Here is a 23,481-nt window from a genome sequence, read left to right as displayed (position 1 = left end):
TGAATCTCTCCCTATTTTTATAAATTTCCTCTTTTTAATTGCTCACGCTCTACTGCTTCAAATAAAGCTCGAATATTTCCATTCCCAAAACCTCTTGAACCTTTTCGTTGAATCACCTCAAAGAAGAGAGTTGGACGATCTTCCATTGGATGAGCAAAAATCTGCAAGAGATAACCTTCTTCATCCCGATCAACCAAAATATTAAGTTGATTCAACATATCGACGGATTCATCAATCTCGCCAACACGTTCAGGCAACAATTCATAATAAGCATCAGGCGTATAGAGGAATTTCAGTCCATTTTTTTCTAAGTTCTCTACAGACTTGATAATATCGTCTGTTGCAAGCGCGATATGCCCTACCCCTTCTCCTCGGTTGTAATCAATAAACTCACGCACTTGGGATTTCTTTTTACCTGGTGCAGGTTCTACGATTGGAAATTTCACTCGTTCAGTATCATTTTGCATCGCCTTTGTCATCAAAGAGGAAGTATCAGAGCTTACTTCGTCTTTATCAAATGAATTTAATAAATGAAAACCAAATATTTTTTCATAATACTTAACCCATTTGTCCATGTTTTCTACATTGATGGCAAGATGGTCAAAGCGAGTTAAGCATGTATCATAGGAAGAAACGCTTTGATCTACTTCTTCAAAGCCAGGTAAAAATAATCCCGTATATTCAGTACGTTCCACCAACGTATGAACCATGTCCCCATAAGTACCAATCCGTGCAATTTTCACTTTTCCATACTCATCTTCCATCATTTGTGGCGGTTGGAGTGGAATTCCACCATTTTCAATCGCAGTTTGATAGAGCTTATCGATCTGTTTGACACGGAAGGCAATATCTTTTACACCGTCCCCATGTATATGAACAAACTTTGCTATTGGATGTTCTGGTTCATATGCAGAAGTAAGTACGAGATTAATTTCACCCTGCTGCAACAAATAGGAACAAACATCACGTGAACCCGTTTCTAGCCCTTTATAGGCAGCGATTCGAAAGCCAAATAACTTACTATAATAGAAGACTGCTTGTCTTGCATTCCCCACTAAAATTTCCACATAATCTATATCCTCGATAGGAAATACATCACTCACAAACTGCTCTGGTTTCAACTCTAGCTTTGTAGTACTCATATTTCTCCTCCTCCACACTGTTTATTTTTTCTCATTGAAAGATCTTCCCTGGATTTAAAATATTGTTCGGATCAAGCACTTCTTTTATTTTTTTCATCCATAACACAGCATCTCCATGCTCTTCTGTTAGATAGCTTTTTTTCCCAAGTCCAACACCGTGTTCTCCAGTACAAGTTCCCCCACGCTCTAGTGCAAAGCGAACAATCAGTTCATTTACTTTTTCCGCTTTCGCCACTTCCTCTGGAAGAGACATATCAATCGGAAATACCGCATGATAATTACCATCACCAATATGTCCAAGAATAGCACCTTGCAGGTCTTCCGCTTGCATCACTCCCCTAGCAAAGATTACTGCTTCTGGCAAAATTGATAAGGGAACACATACATCCGTTGTCATCAGTTTCTTCTCTGGTGCAGATGCTGCTATGGCAAGGGCCGCATGTCGCCTGGCATCCCACAGCTGATCACCAAATTCCTCATCAAACGTATAGTTCCATTCACTAGCGCTCTCATCTTGTATTATTTCTTTGACTCGATCCCATTCATCAAGAACAGTGCTTTTCCATCCGCTTAACTCTAAAAATAAAGTAGGTTTTGCCTCATATTTCGTCTGTTTGTATGAATTGATCGCCTGAATCGTATATTCATCTACTAACTCGATCTTACTGGGTTGAATCGAACGATATAGCATTCGGTTCGCAGCCTTACAAGCTTTTTGTAAATCAGGAAAAACCACTTTTGCATAAAGAAATGCCTCTGGTAGCCCATATACGCGCAAAGTGAGCTCCGTAAATACTGCGAGCGTTCCTTCTGATCCCGTTAGTAGATGGGTTAAGTTATAGCCTGCTGAAGATTTTTTGGCCAAGCTTCCAGTGTGAATGAGTGAGCCATCCGCTAAGATGGCTTCCATTCCTAAAATTTGTTCTCTCGTCGTCCCATAACGGACTGCACTACAGCCGCTGGCATTGGTAGCTGCCATGCCTCCCAATGTTGCATCCACCCCCGGATCGATTGGAAAGAAGAGGCCATATTTCTTCAGTTCTTGATTTAGTTGTACTCGCGTCACACCCGGTTCTACCCGTACAGCAAAATCTTCTTCTCTAATCTCTAAGATTCGGCTCATGTGGGTGAAATCTAAGCTTATCCCTCCTTGGATGGGAACCACTTGCCCTTCTACACTTGTTCCCAATCCAAAAGGTACGATAGGACAGCCTATACGATTGGCATAAGCTACAATCTCTCTTAATTCTTCTTTATCCCTAGGGTAAAGAACCACATCAGGCAAATGCTGTGCATGATAAGAGGTAAGATCCTGGCTGTGTTGCTGACGAATAGCCACACTAGTGCTGATTCGTTTAGGGTCACGTATGATTTTCATTAGATCTTCTAACATCTCTTATATTCTCCTCCGGTTACAATTACTCAGATGAATTGAACCTCTATACAATGATCTAGCATTTTTTTCAATTGTTCTTGATTTGGCCTTCTCCAAACCAGCCCAAATTGCTTCAATAACCATTCTGTTTTATCTGAGAGCATAACAAAGTGTGCACGCTCTTCCTCTTCTAGTTCCTCAAAGAAACCGAAATGAAGTAATAGATTATGAATATAAGGACCAAAATACTCATCTGTATAGTTATCGCTCATAAAGTCAATAAATTCACCGTAAGGAGCCACTTTCACGGATAAACCAGATGATTTTGCCGCTTCCCCCAGTTCATAGAAGCTGGTTTTATCTAAGTTCATCAGATGATACGTTTCATTGCTTAAATGTGCCCTATTAAATAGTAGACATATACTGCGGCTGACATAGTCAATGTAGGTAAAATCAATCTCACCATGGCTGCTATCAGGGAACATATTCATTTTGATCATAGATCGGATAATGGTATACAACCCGTTTTCTTCTATGTTTTCTTGGAATTTACCCGTTTCGGAGTGACACATAATATTTCCAACCCGGTAAATATTGCAGTTTAATCCTTGTTTTCTTGCTTCCACAATTAGTTTTTCTGCTTCTAATTTACTCTCACCATACGGATGACCCACTTCTTGGCCAATGTCATGATCGTATTCAGTAAACACAACACATTTGCGATCTTGTACTTTTCCTTTGGAAACAGCTGTAGTCGAAATGAAGTTGATATCTTTTGGTTTTTGTTCATGGGCAAATCGGATGATTCGCTTCGTACCATTTACATTTAACTCTTCAAATTCTGAGTAATCACCAAAATGTTTCACTGTCGCCGCAGAGTGGACGATACAATCTACAATCCGAGCGAGAGAATTATATACTCCATCTGCCAAATCAAACTTGTCATGTACTAGATCTCCATTTACAATGGTGACTCGAGTTCGATCAAATGAGTTGAATCCAAAATAATACTCCCATTTTTCTGCCAACCGCGCTTCAGCCTCTGCTTGTGTCTTTCCTCTAACAAGGACGTAAAAATGGCTGCTTGTTTCCTTTAGTAAATCGTGTAACAAATGAATACCTAAGTAACCAGTTACACCTGTCAAGAAAATATTGGAATAATTTTTCACCTTTGTAAGCTCTAAACGTTCTAATTCCTTATATCGCGCCTCATATTTATGAGTTGCTTCTTGAATAAACCGTTGCATTTCTGTAAAAATCGCAGGTCGTGACTGTGAACTCTTCTTTAATTTCTCTAACTTTACTTCAGGACTATCTGATTGTTCTTTGATGTTTTTAGCAAGCTGGCAGATCGTTCGATGGGTGAATATATCGTTTAGAGCCACTTGATATTTTTTATGGAGTTTCGAAACAAATTGAATTGCAATAAATGAGTCTCCACCTAGATCAAAGAAATCTTCATGGATATTCACAACTTTTAGACCCAAAACCTTTTGCCAAACAACTGCGATCTCCTGCTCCTTTTTACTATAGTTGTTATCTTCTCTACCAGTCATTTCAATGATTTGTGAAGGCGATTCACACTCATTTGGCAGAAACTTCTTAAATGTATCTAACCACTTCTCCACCTTCATCTTCGTTGTTGAATCAAGGCTTACTTGTTCTTCTAAGTAGCCTGCTACCTCTTGATAGGTTTGTAGCAGCTCCGGATTTGCCATATTGATTGCAGGTGTTTCAGGAATATCAATCCAGCATTGAACACGATCAAATGGATAAGCTGGAAGTGATACTTTGCGTGGGGACCTCTTACTATATAGCTTGCCCCAATCAATATCAGCTCCTTTTACATATAGGTCTGCAATCATTATAAGCAAGCTCACATTTCCACTGCCGGTTCCAAGAACTTGTTCGACATGCTGATTCGCTTCTTCACTCTCAAATGACTGAGTTGTATGTTGGTAATACACATTTTGTTCCGTTTCTTCACAACCATCCTGAGCTAATTTCAATAGTTTACATTGAAGGTCCCGTAAATCATTTACAACCATAGCAATACGATATGGATAATGCCCTCTTCCTGTACTAGCTGTATAACAAATATCCTCAAGACTTACCTGTTCGTTCTGTTTCTGGGCAAGATCACGCAGATAGTCAATCAACAACTGGCGTAAGGCTGTTTCTGTTTTGGCAGAGAGCATAAATAAATGAGGCCCTTTTTGTACTGCCTGGTCCTCTTTCTTTTGTGGAGCCTCTTCCAACACAATGTGACAGTTGGTCCCACTCATCCCAAAAGAACTTACTCCACAAAGACGAGGCTTTTCATCCGTTTCCCAATCTGCCAATTGATCATTGATATAAAGAGGTGATTCTTCAAAGGAAATATTTTGATTCGGTTTATGAAAATGTAAGCTAGCAGGAATTTGCTTATACCGTAAGCTTAACGCTGCTTTAATCACCCCTGTAATACCAGCCAAACAATAAGTATGGGCATAGTTAGATTTTACTGAGCCAATTGCACAAAATTGTTTCTTATCTGTGTAACGCTGAAATGCATTAGTAATTCCCGAAATCTCAATTGGATCACCCAATTGAGTTGCTGTCCCATGCGTCTCAATATAAGAGATGTGCTCTGGATTGATACCTGCATCCTTCCATGCTTCTACAATAACGGCTTCCTGTGCGATTGGATTAGGAGCCGTTACGCTGATTGCACGCCCATCATTATTGGATGCACTTCCTTTAATCACCGCATAAATATGATCATGGTCTCGAATCGCCTTACTTAACGGTTTAAGGATTAAGGCTGCAGAACCTTCACCCATTGTGGTTCCGTCTGAGTTATCCGCAAAGGTTCGCGTCCGGCCATCGGATGATTCCATGCCCACGCGAGATCCAATGTCGATTGGAAGCAAATTAATCTTAATTGCCCCCACAATCGCCTGATCCATCTGACCATTACGCAACATTTGAACCGCCACATTAACCGCACTAAGTGAAGAAGAACAAGACGTATCAATCAACATCGTAGGCCCATGCAGATCTAGTAAATAAGAAATGCGGCTTGCTGTCATCGGTCCCGAATTCCCTGGATAGGCTAGATAAGTCGATTCTGGTTCTACATCCTGGACTATCGTTTGGTAGCTTAAAGGTTTGGCACCTTCACTGCTCACAATCACACCTGTTTTTGATCCGACCAATTTTTTGCCACCATAACCAGCGTCTTCTATCGCTTTCCAAACAGTTTGCAAAAACAACCGTTGGTTTGGATCCATCAGTTCGGCTTCTTTCGGTGTTATCCCAAAAAAAGAATAATCAAATTCGTCAATTTTCTCTAAATAAGATCCTCGAAAATACTTGATAGTATCATTCAAAGAGTTTTTAAAGCGTAAGTAGGCTTCGATGTCTCCTCTACGCCCTTTTGGAAAATCACCTGAACAGTCCATTTCATGAATCAAATTGCTCCAAAACTCATTTTGATTTGCCGCTTTAGGATAATGCATTGCCATACCAATGATCGCAATTTCTTTCGTCGATACTTCATTAATGGCTGTTGTGGATGATTCTATTTTGCTTGTATTGCTTTTTTTATCAAAATTCAGAAGTTTGGCCATGTGAAATCCCCCTGTTCTGACAGTGCAAACTCATGTACGGCCGGCTTACGGAGTAATTGTTTTAGCCGTTTTTGCTGCTCGCTGTGCGGTACCTTTTTTGTTTCAAATACAGAACGTAGCATCAATAGAGCTTCTACCATCTGCTCTCTGGTTGGTTCTTGCTTGGTTTGATCCAATAGCATAGATATTTGCTTCACCTTTTGGTAAGGTTCAATTACACCTTTCACATATGCCTCATTATCCCAATTGCGATTTTTTGTCGCTACTGCGATCGCTAGGCACTTTCCGATAAAAGAAGGTTCGATATTCTCTCGATTGAACACTCCCTTTGTCTTTGGAATATCTCCAGTCTCTCCTAATGATACTGTTTGAATGGAAGGTGCATTTTTTTTCATTAAATTTTGCAGTACTTGCTTAGGCCCGAGTTCAATGGCTATCTTCACATTTTGAAGCTGTAAATACTCCATTGATTCCTGCCATCTAACCGGTTCTGTCATTTGTCGAGTCAAGAGATCCCTCAAATGATCCGATTCATGCGGAAGAGCAGTCACATTGGAAATCACAGGATAGTCTCCTAAGCAAAAGTTATACTGAGAAAGCATATGTTTAAACTGGTCGGCAGCTGGCTCCATCATTGGACTATGGAAAGATGCACTCACTTTTAAAGGAGTAACCGTTGCTCCCTCTATCTCTAACAGTTCAGCCACCTTACTAACAGCCTCTTGATGGCCTGAAAGTACGAGTTGTTCCGGTGCATTGTAACATCCGATCACGACCGGCTTCTCCTTTGTTGAGATTCGCACACACAATTCCTCAACCCGTTTACGATCTACCTGACCAACCGCTGTCATTATACCCAAACCGTTTGTAACAGCTTCTTGCATCAATATGCCGCGCTGACACACGATTTTTAGAGTATCGGCAAATGAAATCGCACCACTACAGGTTAATGCAGAAAATTCTCCTAAACTATGCCCAACAGCAAAGCTTGGTTTAAGCCCAATCTCGTCCATATAAACACGATAAGCAGCTACACTTGCTGTCAATAAAGCTGGCTGTGTATACTCTGTTCTTGTTAATTGGGACAACTCCCCCTCAAAACACAATGAAGATAGATTGATCTTCAATACATCATCTGCTTCTTCAAAGGTCCTTCTAGCAATAGGAAATTCGTCGGCAAGACTTTTGCCCATCCCTATGTATTGAGAACCTTGACCAGGAAATAATAGAGCAATCAATGGGATATCCTCCTGAAAAATTAATTTTTTGCTCACAAGCGCGAAAAAAATCCAAATTTTGTTAAACTCAAGCATAATCAAAACTGCTAAGTATAAAATACATACATGTAAATGTTTAATTAAAGAAGTAAAATTACATGTATTTTTTCTAGATTCGTGGAGCCATTTTTAAGTTCTATTTTCTGTGGAGAAACACTCTTTCTAAATAACAGTTTTCTCATTGAAAAACTATGAATTTAAATGAGATCTAAACGAAGTAAAGAAATAAGGAAAACAAACACATATAGTCTTTACTTAAAAAATGGAATTGTCGTTATTCGTCTGTTACTGCATCCAACTCCGTGTGATTCTTTGTTATTTCTTGGATCCATTGAAATACACACATCAGGTTAGAAAGATTTGAAGAAGGTGATATTTCCTGAGAGTCATGATGAAAAAAATCGATTGTTTTCAATTCTTTCAATCCGCCATGCAGTAAGAGTAACTGAGCGAGTCGATCCATACTAGCCAACAACGTACTTGCCATTTCAGCTGTAGTAGATCCTAAACATGGGCTTTTCGCAAAGTAGCCTATGGCTAAATCTAGGTTTAAATCGTATTTGGCTTGTAAGAGTTTAAAATAATATGATAATTCATCTGGAATCCCGCCCTGCCAAGTATATTTTTCCTCATCAGCATGAAATAAATAAATTCCCGGAGTTTTAAATCCCTCCACCGCTTTATTCGAAAGAATAAGAATAGCAGGCGTGAAAAATTGTTTAAATTCCTCTTGTTTATAGACAAAAGCTTCATAAATCATTTGCCCTAAAGTGTTTTTATGAATTAAATAATATGGAATCCATTCTTTCGATTCTGATTGATCATCCTTATATTTATTGATAAAACAAGATACCTCCGGAAGCTGTACTGGCTTTAATAGATGCGAGTCATCCCCTATGGCTCCAAGCGTTCCACTTTGCTTTAGATCATTTAAAACAGATTCTAGATTCAATTCAGATATCAATACCCACCACCTCAAACCAATTTATTTTCTTTAATCTAACAGTACATGTAATCGAAAGTTTAGTTCAATTAGTAAAATTAATATGATAATAAATGATTTCGTAATGTGAGTTTTCCCTTCCGATTTAACAAAAGAATATAGTCTTTATTCACACTCTCTACAATTACATGATAAAAATATAAAAAAACCTTAACGGATTTCGCAATCCACCAAGGTTTTCATACATTAAAATTTAATTGTAAATTATAAAACCTTTAAATCTGTTAATAAGGTCCAGGTTGATCATCAAATGTTCTAGCTACCTCATTAACCATTTCATTTCCACTCGAATCTAAAACAGCTCCACTTAACAGACTAAATAACATAAGAACTAAAAATAGTTTTTTCATATTCCTCTATCCCTTCGTAATCTGTTAAATATAATTTATATTAGGTGGACTGTTAAAAATAAGAAGTAAAATATATCGATTTTTTTCTTCATTTAAATCAATTTTTTCAGTCTGCATTAAACAAACTTAATATATATGTTTACTCCAAATCTATTGTAGATGACGTGTAATTCATCTATACTTCATAAGCTAAAGATAATTTGTAGTATTCAGCAGCTTTCTTGTATGCTCTTTTTTCAACAAAATGATCTCCTAAATTACTAGCCATTTCTTTTGCCAATCTAATCTGATTAGTCTCGATAGCCAGATCTATTATTCTTTGAGTTTCTTTCTCATATTTTGCCTCATCAAAGCGGTCTTTATAGATAGTGGCTTTCATCATATGGAATTGAATATAACTATATGTCAATTCATGTTCTTTCGCGATTCGAATGGCTTCTTCAAGAAATTCATTTACCTTAATCCAATCTTTTAGATTGTGATAAATTTGTACCAGCCGTTGGTAGGAATGGATTTTCTCTCTCTCTAATGACATACTATCCCGTAATTCAATACAGCGTTCATAGTGGATAATCGCTTTATCATATTCTCCCTGTTCTTGATATACTCGTCCAAAGTTATATTCAACCATAGCTTGAAGATGCTCATTTGGATTTTCTTTAATCCTTTGGTTTGCTATTTGTAAACAATCCACTGATTTGCTATACTTCTTTGCTAGATTGTATTGAACAGCTTGTGTGATCAACACTTTTGTTATATCTATATCCTGGCCACATTCACTAAAAATCTCGTACGCTTTTTTAGAGTAATACAAGCTGATATTTTGATCTATAATCAGCTTTTGTTTCACCAAACTAATATTATAATATAGTTTACCTAACTCTAGGCCCTCTATTTCCTTTACGAAATTTTCCGCTTTTTCATACAACTCATTTGATTTGATATAATCTTGTTTGTAATAATAAAGATTCCCGCAGCTGACGTAATAATAGTAGAAATCGATACTCTCTTCGTCAGAAGTCGTTTCTGGTATAAATTTAATAGATAAGTCATAGATAGAATTTGCTTCTTTCATCTTATTTTTATCAAGATAAAGGCTTATTAATGTAGCATAAATTTGAAGATATACTTCATGAGAGTAAGTTTCCAACGAACTAATTCTAAGAAAATATTCATCCTCTTCACAAATTTCCCTATTCTTCCTATACTGCTGAATAATTTGCGAAATCCGTTTTAAGCGACTCTTTCGATCACCATCCGTCAAATCTTCTGGATCAATTCCTAACTTATTTGCCACAGCTATTAAAAAAGATTTAGAAGGACTAGTCTGACCATTTTCAATCCTACTTAGATATGTAATTGAACAAACTCCTTCTACAAGCTCTCCTTGTGTCATATTTTTGTGTATTCTAAGCTGTCTAATTCTCTCACCAGGTCTCAAAAAAAACACCTCCACACCTATAATTGTACCAAACATTCCCATTAAACAGATTAAATTTTTGTAAAAAAAAGACTATTCCAAAATTTCAGGAGCTTCCCGCTAAGGAATTGACAGCAACAAGTTATCGGCAATTTTAGGGTGCAGCGAGGGTTTACTCCCCATTTCGTGTAAACGATTAGGGAGAGTTGGCCATCCGACTGTAAAGAGGATATCAGCAGTTTGCTCTTATTCTTTTAAAGTCTTTTCTATAAGTTTCTCTTCCATAAATTTTTCAACTGATTCTCTTGTCCAATACGGTACGCCCCGATCACCGCATCCTCCCGAGGGAATTTTCCGCTTTTTCTTCATGTAAATGGTCTTACACCAGTTTTTCGTCATCATTCGAGCGTTAAGAAAAATTCAAAAAATGGGCTAAATTAACAAATTTATTGAGCTTCTAAGCAAAGCAACGATCCTATATCCCTGATATTCTTAACACATGAAATACATCACAATAAACGAAAGGAATGATTAGGAAGGTCAAGTCAAAACGTATCACCTATTACCACTGAGAAAGGACACGATTTCCCGTTATAAGGCGAAAACAACTGCCTTTTCAATGGAGAAATCGAAGAGTGACCCGACTCTATTACCAGCACATATTTATTGGTGTAACAAATATGCAATTAAAACGTAACATCGACACTTAAGGAGGATTTAGGAAAAATGAGCTATGTTTTCGAAGCCAGTTGAGAAACAAACATCGGATACGGATAATGACGTATGTGTCAGAAGTTCTTTGGCTTTATCCAGTCTGCGGTTACGAATCCATTTCATCGGAGATGTATTGTAGATTTTTCGAAAGTCACGCTTGAACGTTGACAAGCTTCGTCCAGATAAATAAGCCAACTCGTTAAGAGAAACGGGATTCATCAAGCATCTCTTCCTTTAGGAAAAACATTAAACCTACATACCCAGACTCTGCTTCAACCGATTTTTCATACTCGATTGCAATCGAGTTTTGCAGAAACACCATTTCTTTACTGCGGACCGTGTGCACCTGATTACCAAACCGCACAGTATAAACTCCCTTAAGAACGAACAGCAAAAGATGGTCCTTTAGGAACATCGTCCCCATTCTGTCTTGTGTGTGCAAGCAGAATTCGATCACGGAAAATCCCAGTATTTTTAAGCTTTTCTGCTTGTGCTTGTACGAAGCACTTGTCAAGTCTTGTGGTACCTTTATCGTCTTGGTAGTTCGTATAGACATCATGCAGATCTCCTTTCCTACTATCATCCAGTGCTTTAATTTCTCATTATACGTGAATTAGATAAACTATATTGATAAAACAGAAGTTGTCTGCGAATTGAGGTCGAAAGTCAATGGTACCTCAAGCACGAGTTTACAATATTAGTAGCAAGCGGTTGTACATAAGTTTTTAGGACCAATCAGATGACTTTAACATACCTCCATCAACTAAGAAGGAACTTCCTATCATATATGTATTTGCATCGGATACTAAGAACGTCATTACATTAGCAAATTCTTCAGGATCTCCATAACGCTTCATAGGTTAGGTTCTTGTCCATTGTGACAACACATGGCTTTGAAATATGAAAAGACCGCAAAGCCTTTTAAAAAAAGCGCTTTGCAGCCTTATGATCTCTTGCTTTACTTAAATAAAAATCAATCGTATTTCCTTCTGAATCAACGCACGATATAGGTACATCCATTGACCTTTGACTTTCACATACGTCTTACTCATCTTCTCTTTTCAATCACCCTTTAATTTGCATTAGAGATTCATTTAGCCGTCCTATAGCAGCTTCGATGTCATTGTAATCCGTCGAAAAAGCCATTCGTATATGACCTTCACCCACCTCACCAAAAGCGGATCCCGGAACACAAGCAATACGTGCTTCTCTTAGTAGGTATGTCGCCAGGTCCTTAGAACTCCTTCCAAAACCTTTAAAAGATGGAAAAACGTAAAACGCTCCTTTAGGTAAGACACAGTGTACACCGGGAATCTGATTCAATGCTTCCACTAGAAGTCGCCGGCGACGGTCAAATTCCTTCACCATGTCTTCAACAGGTTCTTGTGATCCATTATAGGCCGCCACAGCACCGTACTGCGCGAAAGAGGTTGCACTTGTTGTATTGTACTGATGCACTTTTAAAATTGGTTGAATTAACGAAGGAGGGCCAGCCACATACCCTAATCTCCAACCATCCATTGCATAAGCCTTCGAAAAACCATTGACTGTAACTGTCCGCTCAAACATTCCTGGTAAACTAGCTATACTTATATGTTTAGCTTCATCGTAAATGATCTTTTCATAGATTTCATCTGATAGGACCAAGAGATCATGTTTAATCGCTAAAGCCGCTAGCTCTTTTAAATAGCTTTCAGGAAGTACTGCTCCCGTTGGATTGTGCGGCGAACATAAAATCAGCATCTTGGTCTTACTGGTTATTCTGGAGGCTACTTCTTCAGGATCCAATAAAAAGTCCTTATCTTCATGAAGCGGAACCAGTACAGGGATCCCGCCCACCAGTTTAACATTGTGCTGATACTCTAACCAAGAAGGATCTGGAATTAAAACCTCATCACCTGGATTCACGTATGCCAGGAGAATGTCTACAATTGCTTCTTTACAACCAATAGTTACTACGACACCCTCATCAGGATCAACCTCAATATTGTTCTCTCGTTGCAACTTTCCTGCTATAGCAGCTCGCAGCTCCTGAATACCACTATTTGATGTATAGTGCACATGTCCTTGCTGTAAGGCCAAATTAGCGGCCTCTTTAATATGTTCTGGAGTATCGAAGTCAGGACGTCCAATCTCCATATGCGTCACTTTTACCCCTTTTTTTTCCATCCATCCAGCTTCTTCGAAAATTTTCCGTATGCTAGAAAATGGAATATCTTTGATTCTTTCAGCAATTGTAAGAGACATTTTTTAAAATTCCTCCTTTAGATTAATTTGCAAATAGGATTTAATCCATATTAATAAACTTTATATTAGGAGATCGCCAACAAAATCTATTACGTTAATATTATGGTCAGACCTTTATTGCGATCATATATTTGTGATAAAATCACATTCCCTCATCGTCAAATTCATTTGTCATAACCTTCTAACAAATAACCTTGTCACCATGTTCGATTACTTGTTTTTCAGATTCGGCTCAACTAATTGAAGCAGTTCTTGATTTAGACCTGAAAAAAATATCGTCTTTGCCCCATCGATAGCAATGTTGGGTGTTTCTGAAAGGAAAGAAATTCCCTTTTCCTTATAATAAGCCATCGCTGTCTCAATACTTTCTACTGTAAAAGCCAAATGATTAACGATTCCTTTTTCAGCGTATTCCTGTGGAACGAGATCACGGATCAGTTCAATTTCAAATCCAGACTGATTTTCGTGGAATAAAAAACATATTTCTCTTACTTTGCTTTCTCCTCTTGTTCTTACCTTAAACCCAAACATTGTCGTATAAAAATCTATTGACTGATTCATATCACGAACAATTAGTGCAACATGCTCCACTTTTTTTATCATGGTATTTTTCCCTCAGCCTATCCTTTCTTTTATTTTCACCCTTATTTTTTAGATGGATTTTATCATGCCACCATCAACCAAGAAGGAACTCCCAGTCATATAGGTGTTGGCATCGGACACCAGAAATGTCACCACATTGGCAAACTCTTCCGGAGTTCCATAACGTTTAAGAGGTATGGATTTCTTCGTTTCTTCTTCAATATCTTCTTTAGTCACACCTATTTTACTGGCTTTCATTTGATCAATGAACGCTGTCCTATCAGTACTAATTTTCCCTGGAGCAACGGTATTGACTAAGATATTATAAGGTGCCAATTCTTCTGCTATAGTTTTGGTGAGCCCTACAATTCCCAAACGGAAGGTATTGGATAAGATCAGTCCTGGAATCGGTTGTCTAATCGATGAGGAGGCCAGGTTAATAATTCGACCGCCCACTTTTTTTAATTCAGGCAGAACTTCTCGAATGACTCGAATATAACTCAACAAGTTCAGTTCGAATGCTTTTTGCCAATCCTCATCGGTGAACTGTTCAAACGTTCCTCCGGGAGGTCCACCCGCATTATTCACTACAATATCGATCCTACCAAACACCTCTCGTGTTGCTTGCACTAACAATCGTATGTCTTCCGCTTTGGTAATATCAGCCTGATGATAAGCGACCCTTCCACCCTGTAATTCCTGTAACTCTTTTTGCACACTCTCCAATTTTGTACCGTCGCGGCTCGTTAACATCACATGTACCCCTTCTTTAACTAACTGCGATGCTATAGCTTTTCCAAGTCCCTGACTTGATGCGACAACAAGTGCAACCTTATGGGTTAGATTCAGTTCCATATCTATTCACCTCTATTAGATTTCTACTAAGCTTTTAAATCTTTTACTGGATTCACTAATTTCTCAAATCCATCAATGTGACATTCTACAATATCCCCATTACGGATGACGACAGCTCCTGGCGTACCGGTAGAGATAATATCACCAGGCAACAATTTCATTACCTTAGAATGGAAGGATACGAGGTACCATGGGCGGAATGTCATATTGGAAACAACATTTTTCCGATGAATATTACCATTGATTACGGTAGATACATTCAAATCTAATACATCATTAACTTCATCAGGAGTAACCAAGTGAGGCCCAAAACTAAAGAACGTATCGAAACTTTTGGAGCGAGTCAAATATCTAGGATTTACCTGCAAAATATCCTCTGCTGTCATATCGATAATCGTTGTAAAGCCCGCAATCACATTAGGCGCATCCTCTTCTGATACATCTTTGCACTCTTTTCCAATAATGATTCCCAGTTCTGCTTCCGCGGTAGTTCTGTCAGATTGCAAAGGAATCTCAATGGTATCATGAGGTCCTATAATAGTGGTGTCCGGCTTCATAAAGCTAGCAGGTTCTGTGCTGGGTGCCTTTTCGCTTAAATCAGCTGCATGCTCCACATAATTCAAACCGATTCCCCAGATCTTCCTTGGATGACGATATAGAGGTCCATACTTTATTTCTTGAAAGGGGATCTTAATAGCTCCGAGTTCTTCCACTCTATTTTTACCTTCTGTTTTATACCACTGCTTCATTCTATCTAATTGTCCGGAACGAATGATTTCAAATAAATTCGTTGACCATTCCTGATTAAGTTCCTGATTTAAATCTTCAAGCAATAAAACCCCATCACGGGCAATAAGTGCAGCCGTTTCTCTTCCGTCTCTTTGAACCGTTGCTAGTCTCATATAGTAGTCCTCCTCGTCCTAAACTTATTATATTATTATGGTCTGACCATAATATATTTTATATAATAACCAGAATTTTTTGACTTGTAAAGCGTTTTAGACTAAGTTGTTAAATTAGGGGGCCTGACGCATGCATCCAGCCCCTATTAAGTTACATCAGGATTACTTGGAATTCTGATTATATACTTTTGCTACAACTTTCCATTCGCCGTCTATTTTCAGTAACAGTGAACTACCCGCCACCTCTAAGCGTTAGCGTAGGTGGCGGGTAGTTCACTCGATTCAAAAGCCATTTCACTTTTCCCTTTTTTTATATATTAAAGGAGCGTTCCTCTATATAAATTGATGACATCCTTTAATGCAGCGGCTGCAGCTCCTCTCGGATGTGATGCGCCTCCTGTTGCACAAACAGTTCCCATTTCGATCGTTTCAAAAACGATACCCTTATTAGTTCCATTGACATGAGCTAAAGGATGCTCGCTTTCAAGCTCACATGGTTTTACTTCTACGATCACATTCTCAGCTTCTTTGTAAGCACTAGCTAGAAGCTTAAGCGTACGGCCATTTTGTTTAGCCTCCTGAATGTCTCCTTTAGTGACTTGTTCAATCCCTTTAATTTTTACATCGCCCATTAATAAGCTACTTCCGAAAAATCCATTAGCGAGGAGGAGAATTTTGCAAGCCGTATCAAATCCTTGCACATCTAAAGCAGGGTTTGCTTCCGCAATTCCTTTTTCCTGTGCAATTTTTAGCGCTTCTTCAAAAGATAAGTTGTGCTCGCTCATGCTTGCTAAAATGAAATTGGAGGTTCCATTTAAAATGCCTTCAATACGAGTAATCGTGCATCCTGCTAAACTGTATTCTCCGATATCAAGCGTTGGCAGGGCTGCCGCGGTTGCACCGCTGTATTTTAATCGGCTGCCATGCTTGGCTGCTTGTGTTTTGATTTTATCGAATGACTTCACAAGTGCTCCTTTTGAAACAGAGACGATATCCATCCCATTCGCCATAGCTTTCTGAATATAGCCAAGTGCTGGTTCTCCCGTTTCTATATTTGTCGGGGTGCATTCGATCAGGACATCTCCTTGAAAAATTGGTTCGGTAAAAGGAAGCTGGAAACATTCCGAATATCTTGAAAGTGCTTCCGAACCCGTTCCGAAATCGATCAAGCTTGAGAGCTCGATTCCTTTTTCTTCATAAATCATTCCTTTACTGCTAACGATTCCGGTTACGAGTAAGTCAAAGCCGTATTTTTCTTTTATCAAAGCTCCGTTGTGAATAATCAGTTTGATTAGCTCTTTTGCAACGGTACCATACCCAGTTAATATGATTTTCTTCTGCATAGAAATCCCCTTCTTTCAAAACTCCTTATCAATATATCAAAATTATTTTTGGAAAACTTTCACCTTTGCTCTTTTTAATAAAGAGCCTTTCGCATAGTAATGGTTGATTAAATGACCATGTGATGCAGCGAGTATTTGTTGAAACAGCATGCAAACGACTACTGGAACTGCTACCTGTGGAAGGAAGAAACTCACGGTAACAACGGTACCTGCACTAACATTTCTCATTCCACTTTCAACCTTTTTTTGCTAGATCCTTGTCAATAAACTCTGCAGAGATACTGATTCTAACAATAACACCATTGTGTTGTTATTATGGTCATACCAATTTAATGTGATTATTTTATAAACTTTGAACTTATTATACCCTTTTAAAAAAAAATTTTGCAAATACTTTTTTTGTTGATTTATCTAATTTTTAACTACACTTTATGAACTCAAGTTATTAAATTAGCCAGACGTCTTCCAATTTATAACGAATTAATACGGAGTTCACCGCTCTAGACAGTAGCATTGCTCAATCTAAGCTCTTATATCGAGCGGTGTACTGAGAGACTTTAACATCTTCTTGTTTTTTTTCATCAAGCAATCCTTCAGATTTTGCCATCACAAGAGTTGCTAGTGAATTTCCAATAACATTGGTTGCGGTTCTTGCCATGTCCATAATAAAATCAACTGCCATTAATATTGCTATTCCTTCAAGTGGTAACCCCAACGCCGTTAAAGCACTCATAATACATACCATAACTGCAGAAGGTACTGCAGCCATACCTTTTGACAGCATCATAACCAGACCGATGATTTCTAATTGTTGAACAAACGTTAAATCAAGACCATAAGCATGAGCAATAAATAAAATGGCTGGTGCAATATAGAGCGTTCCTCCATCTAAATTGAAAGTATATCCAAGGGGAAGCACTAATGAAACAACGGAATTATTGGCACCATAGCGTTGCAAGCGTTCCGTCAAGGGAGCAAACACAACTTCTGAACTTCGAGTAGTGAATGCGATTAATAATAAATCCCATATTTCTCGTATCATCGCAACATATTTAATTCCAAAGATTCTTGCTATTATAGGGAATATAACAAGTACTACAACCAACAAACCAACATAGGTAACCAAAACTAAACTTCCCACCATCTTTAAGGTGCCCCATCCATAATTAGCCATACTGTAAGCGATATAACCAAAAACACCAATTGGTGAAAATTTAACGACGAAATTAAGTACTTTAAACATTATTTGAGAAACTGCCTCTAGGAAGTCTTCCACAATCTTGGCTCGTCCAGCTAGCGATGCCAGTCCTAAACCAAAGAAAATACCAAAGAATATGATTGGTAGTAACTTACCTTGAGCAAAAGCATCAAATATATTTTTAGGTATAATTTCAAGCAAAAACGTTTTGAAATCAATTCCTTTAGAAAGATTAGCTATCTTACTAGTGTCTCCGCCTGTAAGATTGGCTCCAGCCCCAATATTGGTGATTGAAGCCAACCATACAGAGAAAACAATTATTATGGTTGTTACAACTTCGAAATACAAGATGGCTTTTCCAGCTAGTCGCCCTAGGGTTTTAACCGATTTCATTTGAGCTACGCCAATTACAATCAATGGGAAGACTAAAGGCACAATAGTCATTTGAATCATTCGAATAAAAGCATCCCCAAGTACTTTTAATTCAATGCCGATCGTTTTACTTGTTACCCCTACAATCCCACCCAAAATAGCTGCTATCAACACTTGCAAACCAATTGGTATACGTTTCATGATACACCTTCCTTAAATAATAGATTTTATTTAAATATTGATCTACGAAAACGAAAAGTAAGTCATACCAAGGATACTAATAGAGTTATTCATATATTATGGTCATACCAATTTTGATTAAAAAATTCTGATAGGTTTCTTACAGTTTGTGATCCTAACCTTTAGACTGATAAGAATATATTAATGATTATAATTTGTATTAAAATACTCCTATTTTAAGTGATAAAGATAAACTACACATTGGGTCTCTTACAATGCACACTTGACCTCTAATGGATGCGCTTACAATTCGTCGTAATTAATAATAGGATATTTCATCTAACTACACAAAATTTTTTATACTAATCTAGGATGTTGTACTCCCAATAAGCAATCATATTAATCATGACATCCCCAGGTATAGTATAAAATACCCAAGCTTAGAGAATTAGTATTTATTGATTTTTCACCTAAGTCAGTTACAGTTAATAAAGGTCTTACCATTCTTTTTAATACAAAAATACACTTATAAATATAATATGGTCATACCAATATATACCTTTAATCTACATATAAACCACTTGCATGTCCCCTCCCCATAAGTTTATAAGGCTATTTTAATGGGAAGCGGATACACTTGTCAATATTTTCTGAAAAGTCATTAAGTTTAAAAAATAAAAATTCCCAATGTTTCCTGGTCTTTTTAAGATAATAGAGCTCCAACCTATTTTTCAGAAGGTTTTAGAAAAATAGATTTTAGGTAGAAAGATTTTAGACTTAAATACTGTCTGGCTTTATTTCCTGTCCGAATGTTGCGTTATCACTGATCACTGGAACGTCGCCGCAGAATTACGAGAAAGTGTTGAACCGTCAGCTGGACGGAGCGTTCTTTACGGGCGAAGAGAATACTTACTTTTTTACAGCAGATGTATGTTTGTTAAAAGACAGACTGATCCCGTTAACAGCTGCGACATGAAAAATCACACGACAAATGTAGATAAAATCTAAAAATTGCGCGCGTGTAGTCAAAAAGTAATTCATCTCTTCCCCACCTTCTTCTCGTACGGATAATTGTAGATAGTATTAACGTGACCCAGTTTCATTTCTATTCCAAACGATAGTTAGAGACGCAGCGACTACACCTAATATACCTGCAAAATAAAACCCCGCTGCGATCCCCATATATGAGTTCAAGACACCTGCCAAAAACGGTCCGGCGAACATACCGATTGCATACAAAGCCTGATATGCCCCCATTGCCGTGGCCCTTTTTTGGCGAGGAATAGATTCTATCGCCATCCCCAACAACAATGGAAAAAGGAGCCCGAGCGAAAACCCATTAAACCCTTGTATGGTGCAGAGCAATCCTTTTGTATGGACAAATGGGGTTAAAAGCGTAAAAGACGCGGTTAATAAAAAGGCTAGTTTTAAAGATCCCCACTGGCCAAACATCGGAACAAATACTTTACCCGCAAAAAGAGTGGCGATAGCGTGAGGGATCATGAACGAAAATACGATCAGGCTGATATCACCGGCCTCTAACCCGATTTTCAGCGCATAGGCAGGAATGAACCCGAACATGGTCGTAAAGATAATGCTGTGCGCCAAAATAGACAATAAAGAAGTTTTCAGCAGCAGCGATTCTCGCATGACAGATGTCAAATCTATCAGTTTTACAGGCTCCCTTTGAATCCCTTCTTTAGGTTCGAAAATAAAAAGGGACAGTACCGAACCCAGTATACCAATCATTCCGCCAATCCAAAATGGAGCGTGCCACCCCCATTCATCCACAATATAACCGCTTACGCTCATACCTAAGAGTTGCGCTAAAACAACAACAAAGGAAATGCTGCCCATTGCACGATGGATTTCCTTGTCAGTAAAATAACTGGAGTACAATACCGTAAAAGCGACCCAAGTTGCCGCAGCCAGCCCAGCCAAGGAGCGGGATAAAAGTATCCATCCTAAACCATCGGTTAATGCGAACGCCAAACAACTAAATGCACTTACTAACATTCCAAATATAATGAACGGTCTTCTTAACTTTATAAGATCCGAAAAAATCCCAAAAGGCAGCCGAAATAGAAACTGCATAAATCCATAGCTGCTCAACACAAGACCAGTAAAGGCATACTTACCTCCCATTGATTCGATGTAAGGAGATAAAATGGGAATGTAGATAAAATGCGAAAACCAAAAAATAAAGGAAACAACCAAAAAAATGTGTTTGTCTCGAGCAGCATGTAAGGTATTCAAAGCATCACTTCCCAATTTATTTGCCGTCTAAGCAATTTATCATTTTTATTCGAGAAGCCCCATCCTTAAGTAATGTGAAGGATGCAACTCAGTTGGGGCGGGAAATTATCCGTAGAACTGGGCGATAGCTCATTCACAGGAATCCTCCACTTTCAAGCGTAGCTAAACGGTGGAGAGTTCAAGTGGAAAAAGGGCACCCAAAAGTTACTTTGGGGACGCCCTCTTGCCTTATGCTTTATGGCTTGTTTTAAACTCTCTCATTTTGCTTTTGACCGTGGCTACGATCGCCTCTTTAGCTGGTGTGATAATAGACCGGGGCTCATATACTCTCCCGTCGGCAGCCAAAACTTCACGAATGGCTTGCGCCCATGCTTGGATGCATTCTGTATTGACATTAATCTTGGCGTGCCCGAGTTCAATCGCCTTCTGGATTTGATAATCAGGTATTCCGGAGCCCCCATGCAGGACAAGCGGCACATTGGTCAACTCAGAAATTTGTTTCATTTCGTCAAAGCCCAATTTAGGTTCTCCCTGATACGGTCCATGAACCGAACCAAGGGCAGCCGCCAATGCATCTATCCCTGTTTCTTTTACGATTCGCAAACATTCATCGGGATCGGCATATTGAATTCCGCCAACTAGCCCGTCCTCCATACCGCCCACTGTTCCGACTTCCGCTTCCACAGATACTTGCCTTGGATGTGCATAGTCAACGACTTGTTTTGTCATCGTAATATTCTCATCAATTGGATGATGGGAACCGTCGATCATAACCGATGTAAATCCGGCGTCAATCGCCTTTTTGCAGCGTTCAACGTTCATCCCATGATCCAAATGCAACGCAACCGGAATGGTTATCCCCATTTCTTCTACAAGGCCTTTAACCATTGCCGCAATGGTCTTGAAGCCTCCCAAATGATCAACAAGCCGATCGGAAGCAGCCACTATGATAGGTGCCTGTTCCTCTTGAGCGGCCTGTAAAAAAGCTTGTGCCGATTCAAGGTTATTGATGTTGTATTGTCCGACAGCGTAATGACCTTCCTTCGCTTTAAGCAGCATCTCTTTCATAGATACTAAAGGCACCGGCATCTCCCCCTTTCATAAAGATATTGTTCTGCCAATTATACCGGCTGTAAGTCGTAATATTTCGATACTACTTTGAGTGTTGTTTCTTTTGCCGTCTTGATGGCTTCTTCTGCATCCAATTTATAGTATTCCGGACGGAACAATTCAACGGAAACAACATCGGAGTACCCGATTTCCTTCAATGTGGATAGAATGCTGTCTAAATCAATCGCTCCAAGTCCAGGCCATACTCGATCTTCATCCGTCAAGAAACCGATTGGAAAGTCTTCCGTGTCGTCGATATGTAAAATAAAGATTTTCGACGCATCCGCTTTTTTCAGATCCTCCAAGTCTGATCCCATTGCATGGAAGTGGAAGCAGTCAAATACCAGTCCAACGTTCTCGCGGCCAACGGCTTCCACAATCTCGTACGCCTGACCGAATGTATTAACTGTGCACTGCGGATGTCCGATGAATTCGACTGCAATTTTCACTCCATACGACTCTGCAATATTCGATAGCTCTTTTAGCACCTCTACACAGCTGTTTTTAATATGTTGTTTCAATATCTTCTGTTCTGTTACGAGCGGTACTGCTACAACGTATTTCACGCCTAATTTTTTAGCTGCCTCCATCATCTCTTTGAATTCATTAATGATCTTCTTATATCCGGCTTCATCGCGATTATTAAAAAACACTAGCGCATTAAACGCTAACGGCTTAATATGATGCGTGTTGAAAAATTCAGCCAGATCATCAAGGGACTTCTCCTTCAAATACTCAGGCAATTTGTCCATTGTACGGATTTCAATGTAATCATAACCATGTTTATCGCAGTACTCTAAGTCTTTGGCTAGATTGGAGTTTTCTAACGTCGTAGCTTGGTTAAAACAAAGTTTCATAGTAATTCCTCCCATTATTTTTTATAAAGCCTATGAAAGGCTGCCACGCAATTTTAATTCGACCTTCCGGTTTTAAAACCGGAAGGCCAAATCAAAAACATTTTCCGTTAACAAAATTGGATTTAACCGTTATCTGCTGCATGTTCAGCTTAGTATTCTTATACACCAGTTGGAATATAAAAGTTAGATCCTCATATTAAATATATTTAATCCCTCTTTAATGGACTTCAGTGTGACTTCATTGGACCATTCTGGTTTATCAGGATAAGCGAAGACTGAATTGGTGACAATTCCATCAAAGTTCATTTCTCTTAATTTCCGATATAAGGCAGCAAAGTTTACTTCCCCTTCACCAGGGTTCAAATGCTGGTGAATGGTTACGTTTGCATTAGGAGGATTCACAATATATCGCAATCCAAATGCGGCTTTATGATTCAGAGTATCGGCAATTAGAACATGAGCAAGTAAATCCCCTGCTTCTTCTAAGTGTTTCTCTACATCGCCAACACCATCATCATAAAAGAACGCATGGGCAACCGAATAGACCAGCTTAATCCACTCTTTATCGAGGGCACGAATCATTCGAATGGCTTCTGTATTCAACTCAATAAAATCGTTAGGATGGGATTGTAAATTCAGTTTAATCCCTTCTTTTTCAAAAAGTGGCATGAGCTCTTCCATTGATTT

Annotated in this window: 21 protein-coding genes and 2 pseudogenes; all 23 read right to left on the bottom strand. The window is 38.7% G+C overall.

Features of this window, described 5'->3' with window-relative positions; translation table 11 throughout:
* Window positions 1-17: 17 nt before the first annotated feature.
* On the bottom strand, window positions 18-1,142 hold the full coding sequence (hppD, locus tag H540_RS0126285) for a 4-hydroxyphenylpyruvate dioxygenase (RefSeq protein ID WP_028403107.1): 1,125 nt from the start codon (window positions 1,140-1,142) through the stop codon (window positions 18-20).
* Window positions 1,143-1,173: 31 nt separating this feature from the next.
* Complete coding sequence (locus H540_RS0126280; protein ID WP_028403106.1) at window positions 1,174-2,535, bottom strand: FAD-binding oxidoreductase; 1,362 nt, start codon at window positions 2,533-2,535, stop codon at window positions 1,174-1,176.
* 29 nt (window positions 2,536-2,564) lie between these two features.
* Window positions 2,565-6,128, bottom strand: a complete 3,564-nt coding sequence (locus H540_RS31610; protein WP_051317287.1) for a beta-ketoacyl synthase N-terminal-like domain-containing protein — start codon at window positions 6,126-6,128, stop codon at window positions 2,565-2,567.
* Window positions 6,113-7,366: an ACP S-malonyltransferase gene (fabD, locus tag H540_RS30965; RefSeq protein ID WP_211241935.1), complete on the bottom strand. Its 1,254-nt coding sequence runs from the start codon at window positions 7,364-7,366 to the stop codon at window positions 6,113-6,115. The genes H540_RS31610 and fabD overlap by 16 nt, the downstream gene beginning before the upstream one ends.
* A gap of 313 nt (window positions 7,367-7,679) precedes the next feature.
* Window positions 7,680-8,369: a hypothetical protein gene (locus H540_RS0126265; protein WP_028403105.1), complete on the bottom strand. Its 690-nt coding sequence runs from the start codon at window positions 8,367-8,369 to the stop codon at window positions 7,680-7,682.
* Between the two features lie 263 nt (window positions 8,370-8,632).
* Complete coding sequence (locus tag H540_RS35325) at window positions 8,633-8,758, bottom strand: hypothetical protein (protein ID WP_281172548.1); 126 nt, start codon at window positions 8,756-8,758, stop codon at window positions 8,633-8,635.
* 175 nt (window positions 8,759-8,933) lie between these two features.
* The gene (locus H540_RS0126255; protein WP_028403104.1) at window positions 8,934-10,199 is read right to left on the bottom strand and encodes a helix-turn-helix domain-containing protein; all 1,266 of its coding nucleotides are present in this window, start codon (window positions 10,197-10,199) and stop codon (window positions 8,934-8,936) included.
* Between the two features lie 696 nt (window positions 10,200-10,895).
* Complete coding sequence (locus H540_RS35010) at window positions 10,896-11,111, bottom strand: helix-turn-helix domain-containing protein (RefSeq protein ID WP_245592363.1); 216 nt, start codon at window positions 11,109-11,111, stop codon at window positions 10,896-10,898.
* Window positions 11,092-11,448 carry a hypothetical protein gene (locus H540_RS35005; RefSeq protein WP_028403103.1) on the bottom strand — a complete coding sequence of 119 codons (357 nt, stop codon included), beginning with the start codon at window positions 11,446-11,448 and terminating at the stop codon, window positions 11,092-11,094. The genes H540_RS35010 and H540_RS35005 overlap by 20 nt, the downstream gene beginning before the upstream one ends.
* Before the next feature lie 169 nt (window positions 11,449-11,617).
* Window positions 11,618-11,752, bottom strand: a pseudogene (locus tag H540_RS32730) (SDR family oxidoreductase); the annotation flags it as partial.
* Window positions 11,748-11,935 (bottom strand): annotated as a pseudogene (locus H540_RS35770) (DDE-type integrase/transposase/recombinase); the annotation flags it as partial. The pseudogenes H540_RS35770 and H540_RS32730, both read right to left, overlap by 5 nt.
* 22 nt (window positions 11,936-11,957) lie before the next feature.
* Complete coding sequence (locus H540_RS0126245; protein ID WP_028403102.1) at window positions 11,958-13,139, bottom strand: pyridoxal phosphate-dependent aminotransferase; 1,182 nt, start codon at window positions 13,137-13,139, stop codon at window positions 11,958-11,960.
* Window positions 13,140-13,349: 210 nt separating this feature from the next.
* Entirely contained in the window at window positions 13,350-13,742 is a 393-nt protein-coding gene (locus H540_RS0126240) for a VOC family protein (RefSeq protein ID WP_028403101.1), read from the bottom strand.
* A gap of 48 nt (window positions 13,743-13,790) precedes the next feature.
* Window positions 13,791-14,576: an SDR family oxidoreductase gene (locus tag H540_RS0126235; RefSeq protein WP_028403100.1), complete on the bottom strand. Its 786-nt coding sequence runs from the start codon at window positions 14,574-14,576 to the stop codon at window positions 13,791-13,793.
* 26 nt (window positions 14,577-14,602) lie between these two features.
* Window positions 14,603-15,478 carry a fumarylacetoacetate hydrolase family protein gene (locus H540_RS0126230; protein ID WP_028403099.1) on the bottom strand — a complete coding sequence of 292 codons (876 nt, stop codon included), beginning with the start codon at window positions 15,476-15,478 and terminating at the stop codon, window positions 14,603-14,605.
* A gap of 317 nt (window positions 15,479-15,795) precedes the next feature.
* Window positions 15,796-16,821 (bottom strand): homoserine dehydrogenase, encoded by a 1,026-nt coding sequence (locus H540_RS0126225; RefSeq protein WP_028403098.1) that lies wholly within the window; start codon window positions 16,819-16,821, stop codon window positions 15,796-15,798.
* Between the two features lie 42 nt (window positions 16,822-16,863).
* Window positions 16,864-17,049: a hypothetical protein gene (locus tag H540_RS0126220; RefSeq protein WP_028403097.1), complete on the bottom strand. Its 186-nt coding sequence runs from the start codon at window positions 17,047-17,049 to the stop codon at window positions 16,864-16,866.
* 289 nt (window positions 17,050-17,338) lie between these two features.
* Entirely contained in the window at window positions 17,339-18,592 is a 1,254-nt protein-coding gene (locus H540_RS30960) for a dicarboxylate/amino acid:cation symporter (RefSeq protein WP_081415288.1), read from the bottom strand.
* 888 nt (window positions 18,593-19,480) lie between these two features.
* Window positions 19,481-19,612, bottom strand: coding sequence for an RAxF-45 family protein (locus H540_RS35315; protein WP_281172546.1), 132 nt, complete (start codon window positions 19,610-19,612; stop codon window positions 19,481-19,483).
* A 42-nt stretch (window positions 19,613-19,654) separates the two neighbouring features.
* Window positions 19,655-20,827 carry an MFS transporter gene (locus H540_RS0126205; RefSeq protein ID WP_028403096.1) on the bottom strand — a complete coding sequence of 391 codons (1,173 nt, stop codon included), beginning with the start codon at window positions 20,825-20,827 and terminating at the stop codon, window positions 19,655-19,657.
* A gap of 228 nt (window positions 20,828-21,055) precedes the next feature.
* Entirely contained in the window at window positions 21,056-21,910 is an 855-nt protein-coding gene (gene fba / locus H540_RS0126200; protein ID WP_028403095.1) for a class II fructose-1,6-bisphosphate aldolase, read from the bottom strand.
* A 38-nt stretch (window positions 21,911-21,948) separates the two neighbouring features.
* Window positions 21,949-22,794 carry a 2-keto-myo-inositol isomerase gene (gene iolI, locus H540_RS0126195; protein ID WP_028403094.1) on the bottom strand — a complete coding sequence of 282 codons (846 nt, stop codon included), beginning with the start codon at window positions 22,792-22,794 and terminating at the stop codon, window positions 21,949-21,951.
* 183 nt (window positions 22,795-22,977) lie between these two features.
* Window positions 22,978-23,481 (bottom strand): sugar phosphate isomerase/epimerase family protein (locus H540_RS0126190; RefSeq protein ID WP_028403093.1); only part of this gene is annotated, 504 nt, incomplete at its 5' end.

Origin of the sequence: Ectobacillus panaciterrae DSM 19096, from assembly GCF_000430785.1 — a bacterium.
Classification (GTDB): Bacteria; Bacillota; Bacilli; order Bacillales; family Bacillaceae_G; genus Ectobacillus; species Ectobacillus panaciterrae.
This window is presented reverse-complemented; position numbering and strand designations above follow the sequence as displayed.

What these genes read in the sequence shown, in the direction of transcription:
- hppD (WP_028403107.1), bottom strand. Translation starts at nt 1,142, where the DNA reads ATGAGTACTACAAAGCTAGAGTTGAAACCAGAGCAGTTTGTGAGTGAT.
- H540_RS0126280 (WP_028403106.1), bottom strand. Translation starts at nt 2,535, where the DNA reads ATGTTAGAAGATCTAATGAAAATCATACGTGACCCTAAACGAATCAGC.
- H540_RS31610 (WP_051317287.1), bottom strand. Translation starts at nt 6,128, where the DNA reads ATGGCCAAACTTCTGAATTTTGATAAAAAAAGCAATACAAGCAAAATA.
- H540_RS35325 (WP_281172548.1), bottom strand. Translation starts at nt 8,758, where the DNA reads ATGAAAAAACTATTTTTAGTTCTTATGTTATTTAGTCTGTTAAGTGGA.
- H540_RS35010 (WP_245592363.1), bottom strand. Translation starts at nt 11,111, where the DNA reads ATGAATCCCGTTTCTCTTAACGAGTTGGCTTATTTATCTGGACGAAGC.
- H540_RS35005 (WP_028403103.1), bottom strand. Translation starts at nt 11,448, where the DNA reads ATGTCTATACGAACTACCAAGACGATAAAGGTACCACAAGACTTGACA.
- H540_RS0126245 (WP_028403102.1), bottom strand. Translation starts at nt 13,139, where the DNA reads ATGTCTCTTACAATTGCTGAAAGAATCAAAGATATTCCATTTTCTAGC.
- H540_RS0126240 (WP_028403101.1), bottom strand. Translation starts at nt 13,742, where the DNA reads ATGATAAAAAAAGTGGAGCATGTTGCACTAATTGTTCGTGATATGAAT.
- H540_RS0126235 (WP_028403100.1), bottom strand. Translation starts at nt 14,576, where the DNA reads ATGGAACTGAATCTAACCCATAAGGTTGCACTTGTTGTCGCATCAAGT.
- H540_RS0126230 (WP_028403099.1), bottom strand. Translation starts at nt 15,478, where the DNA reads ATGAGACTAGCAACGGTTCAAAGAGACGGAAGAGAAACGGCTGCACTT.
- H540_RS0126225 (WP_028403098.1), bottom strand. Translation starts at nt 16,821, where the DNA reads ATGCAGAAGAAAATCATATTAACTGGGTATGGTACCGTTGCAAAAGAG.
- H540_RS0126220 (WP_028403097.1), bottom strand. Translation starts at nt 17,049, where the DNA reads ATGAGAAATGTTAGTGCAGGTACCGTTGTTACCGTGAGTTTCTTCCTT.
- H540_RS30960 (WP_081415288.1), bottom strand. Translation starts at nt 18,592, where the DNA reads ATGAAACGTATACCAATTGGTTTGCAAGTGTTGATAGCAGCTATTTTG.
- H540_RS35315 (WP_281172546.1), bottom strand. Translation starts at nt 19,612, where the DNA reads ATGAATTACTTTTTGACTACACGCGCGCAATTTTTAGATTTTATCTAC.
- iolI (WP_028403094.1), bottom strand. Translation starts at nt 22,794, where the DNA reads ATGAAACTTTGTTTTAACCAAGCTACGACGTTAGAAAACTCCAATCTA.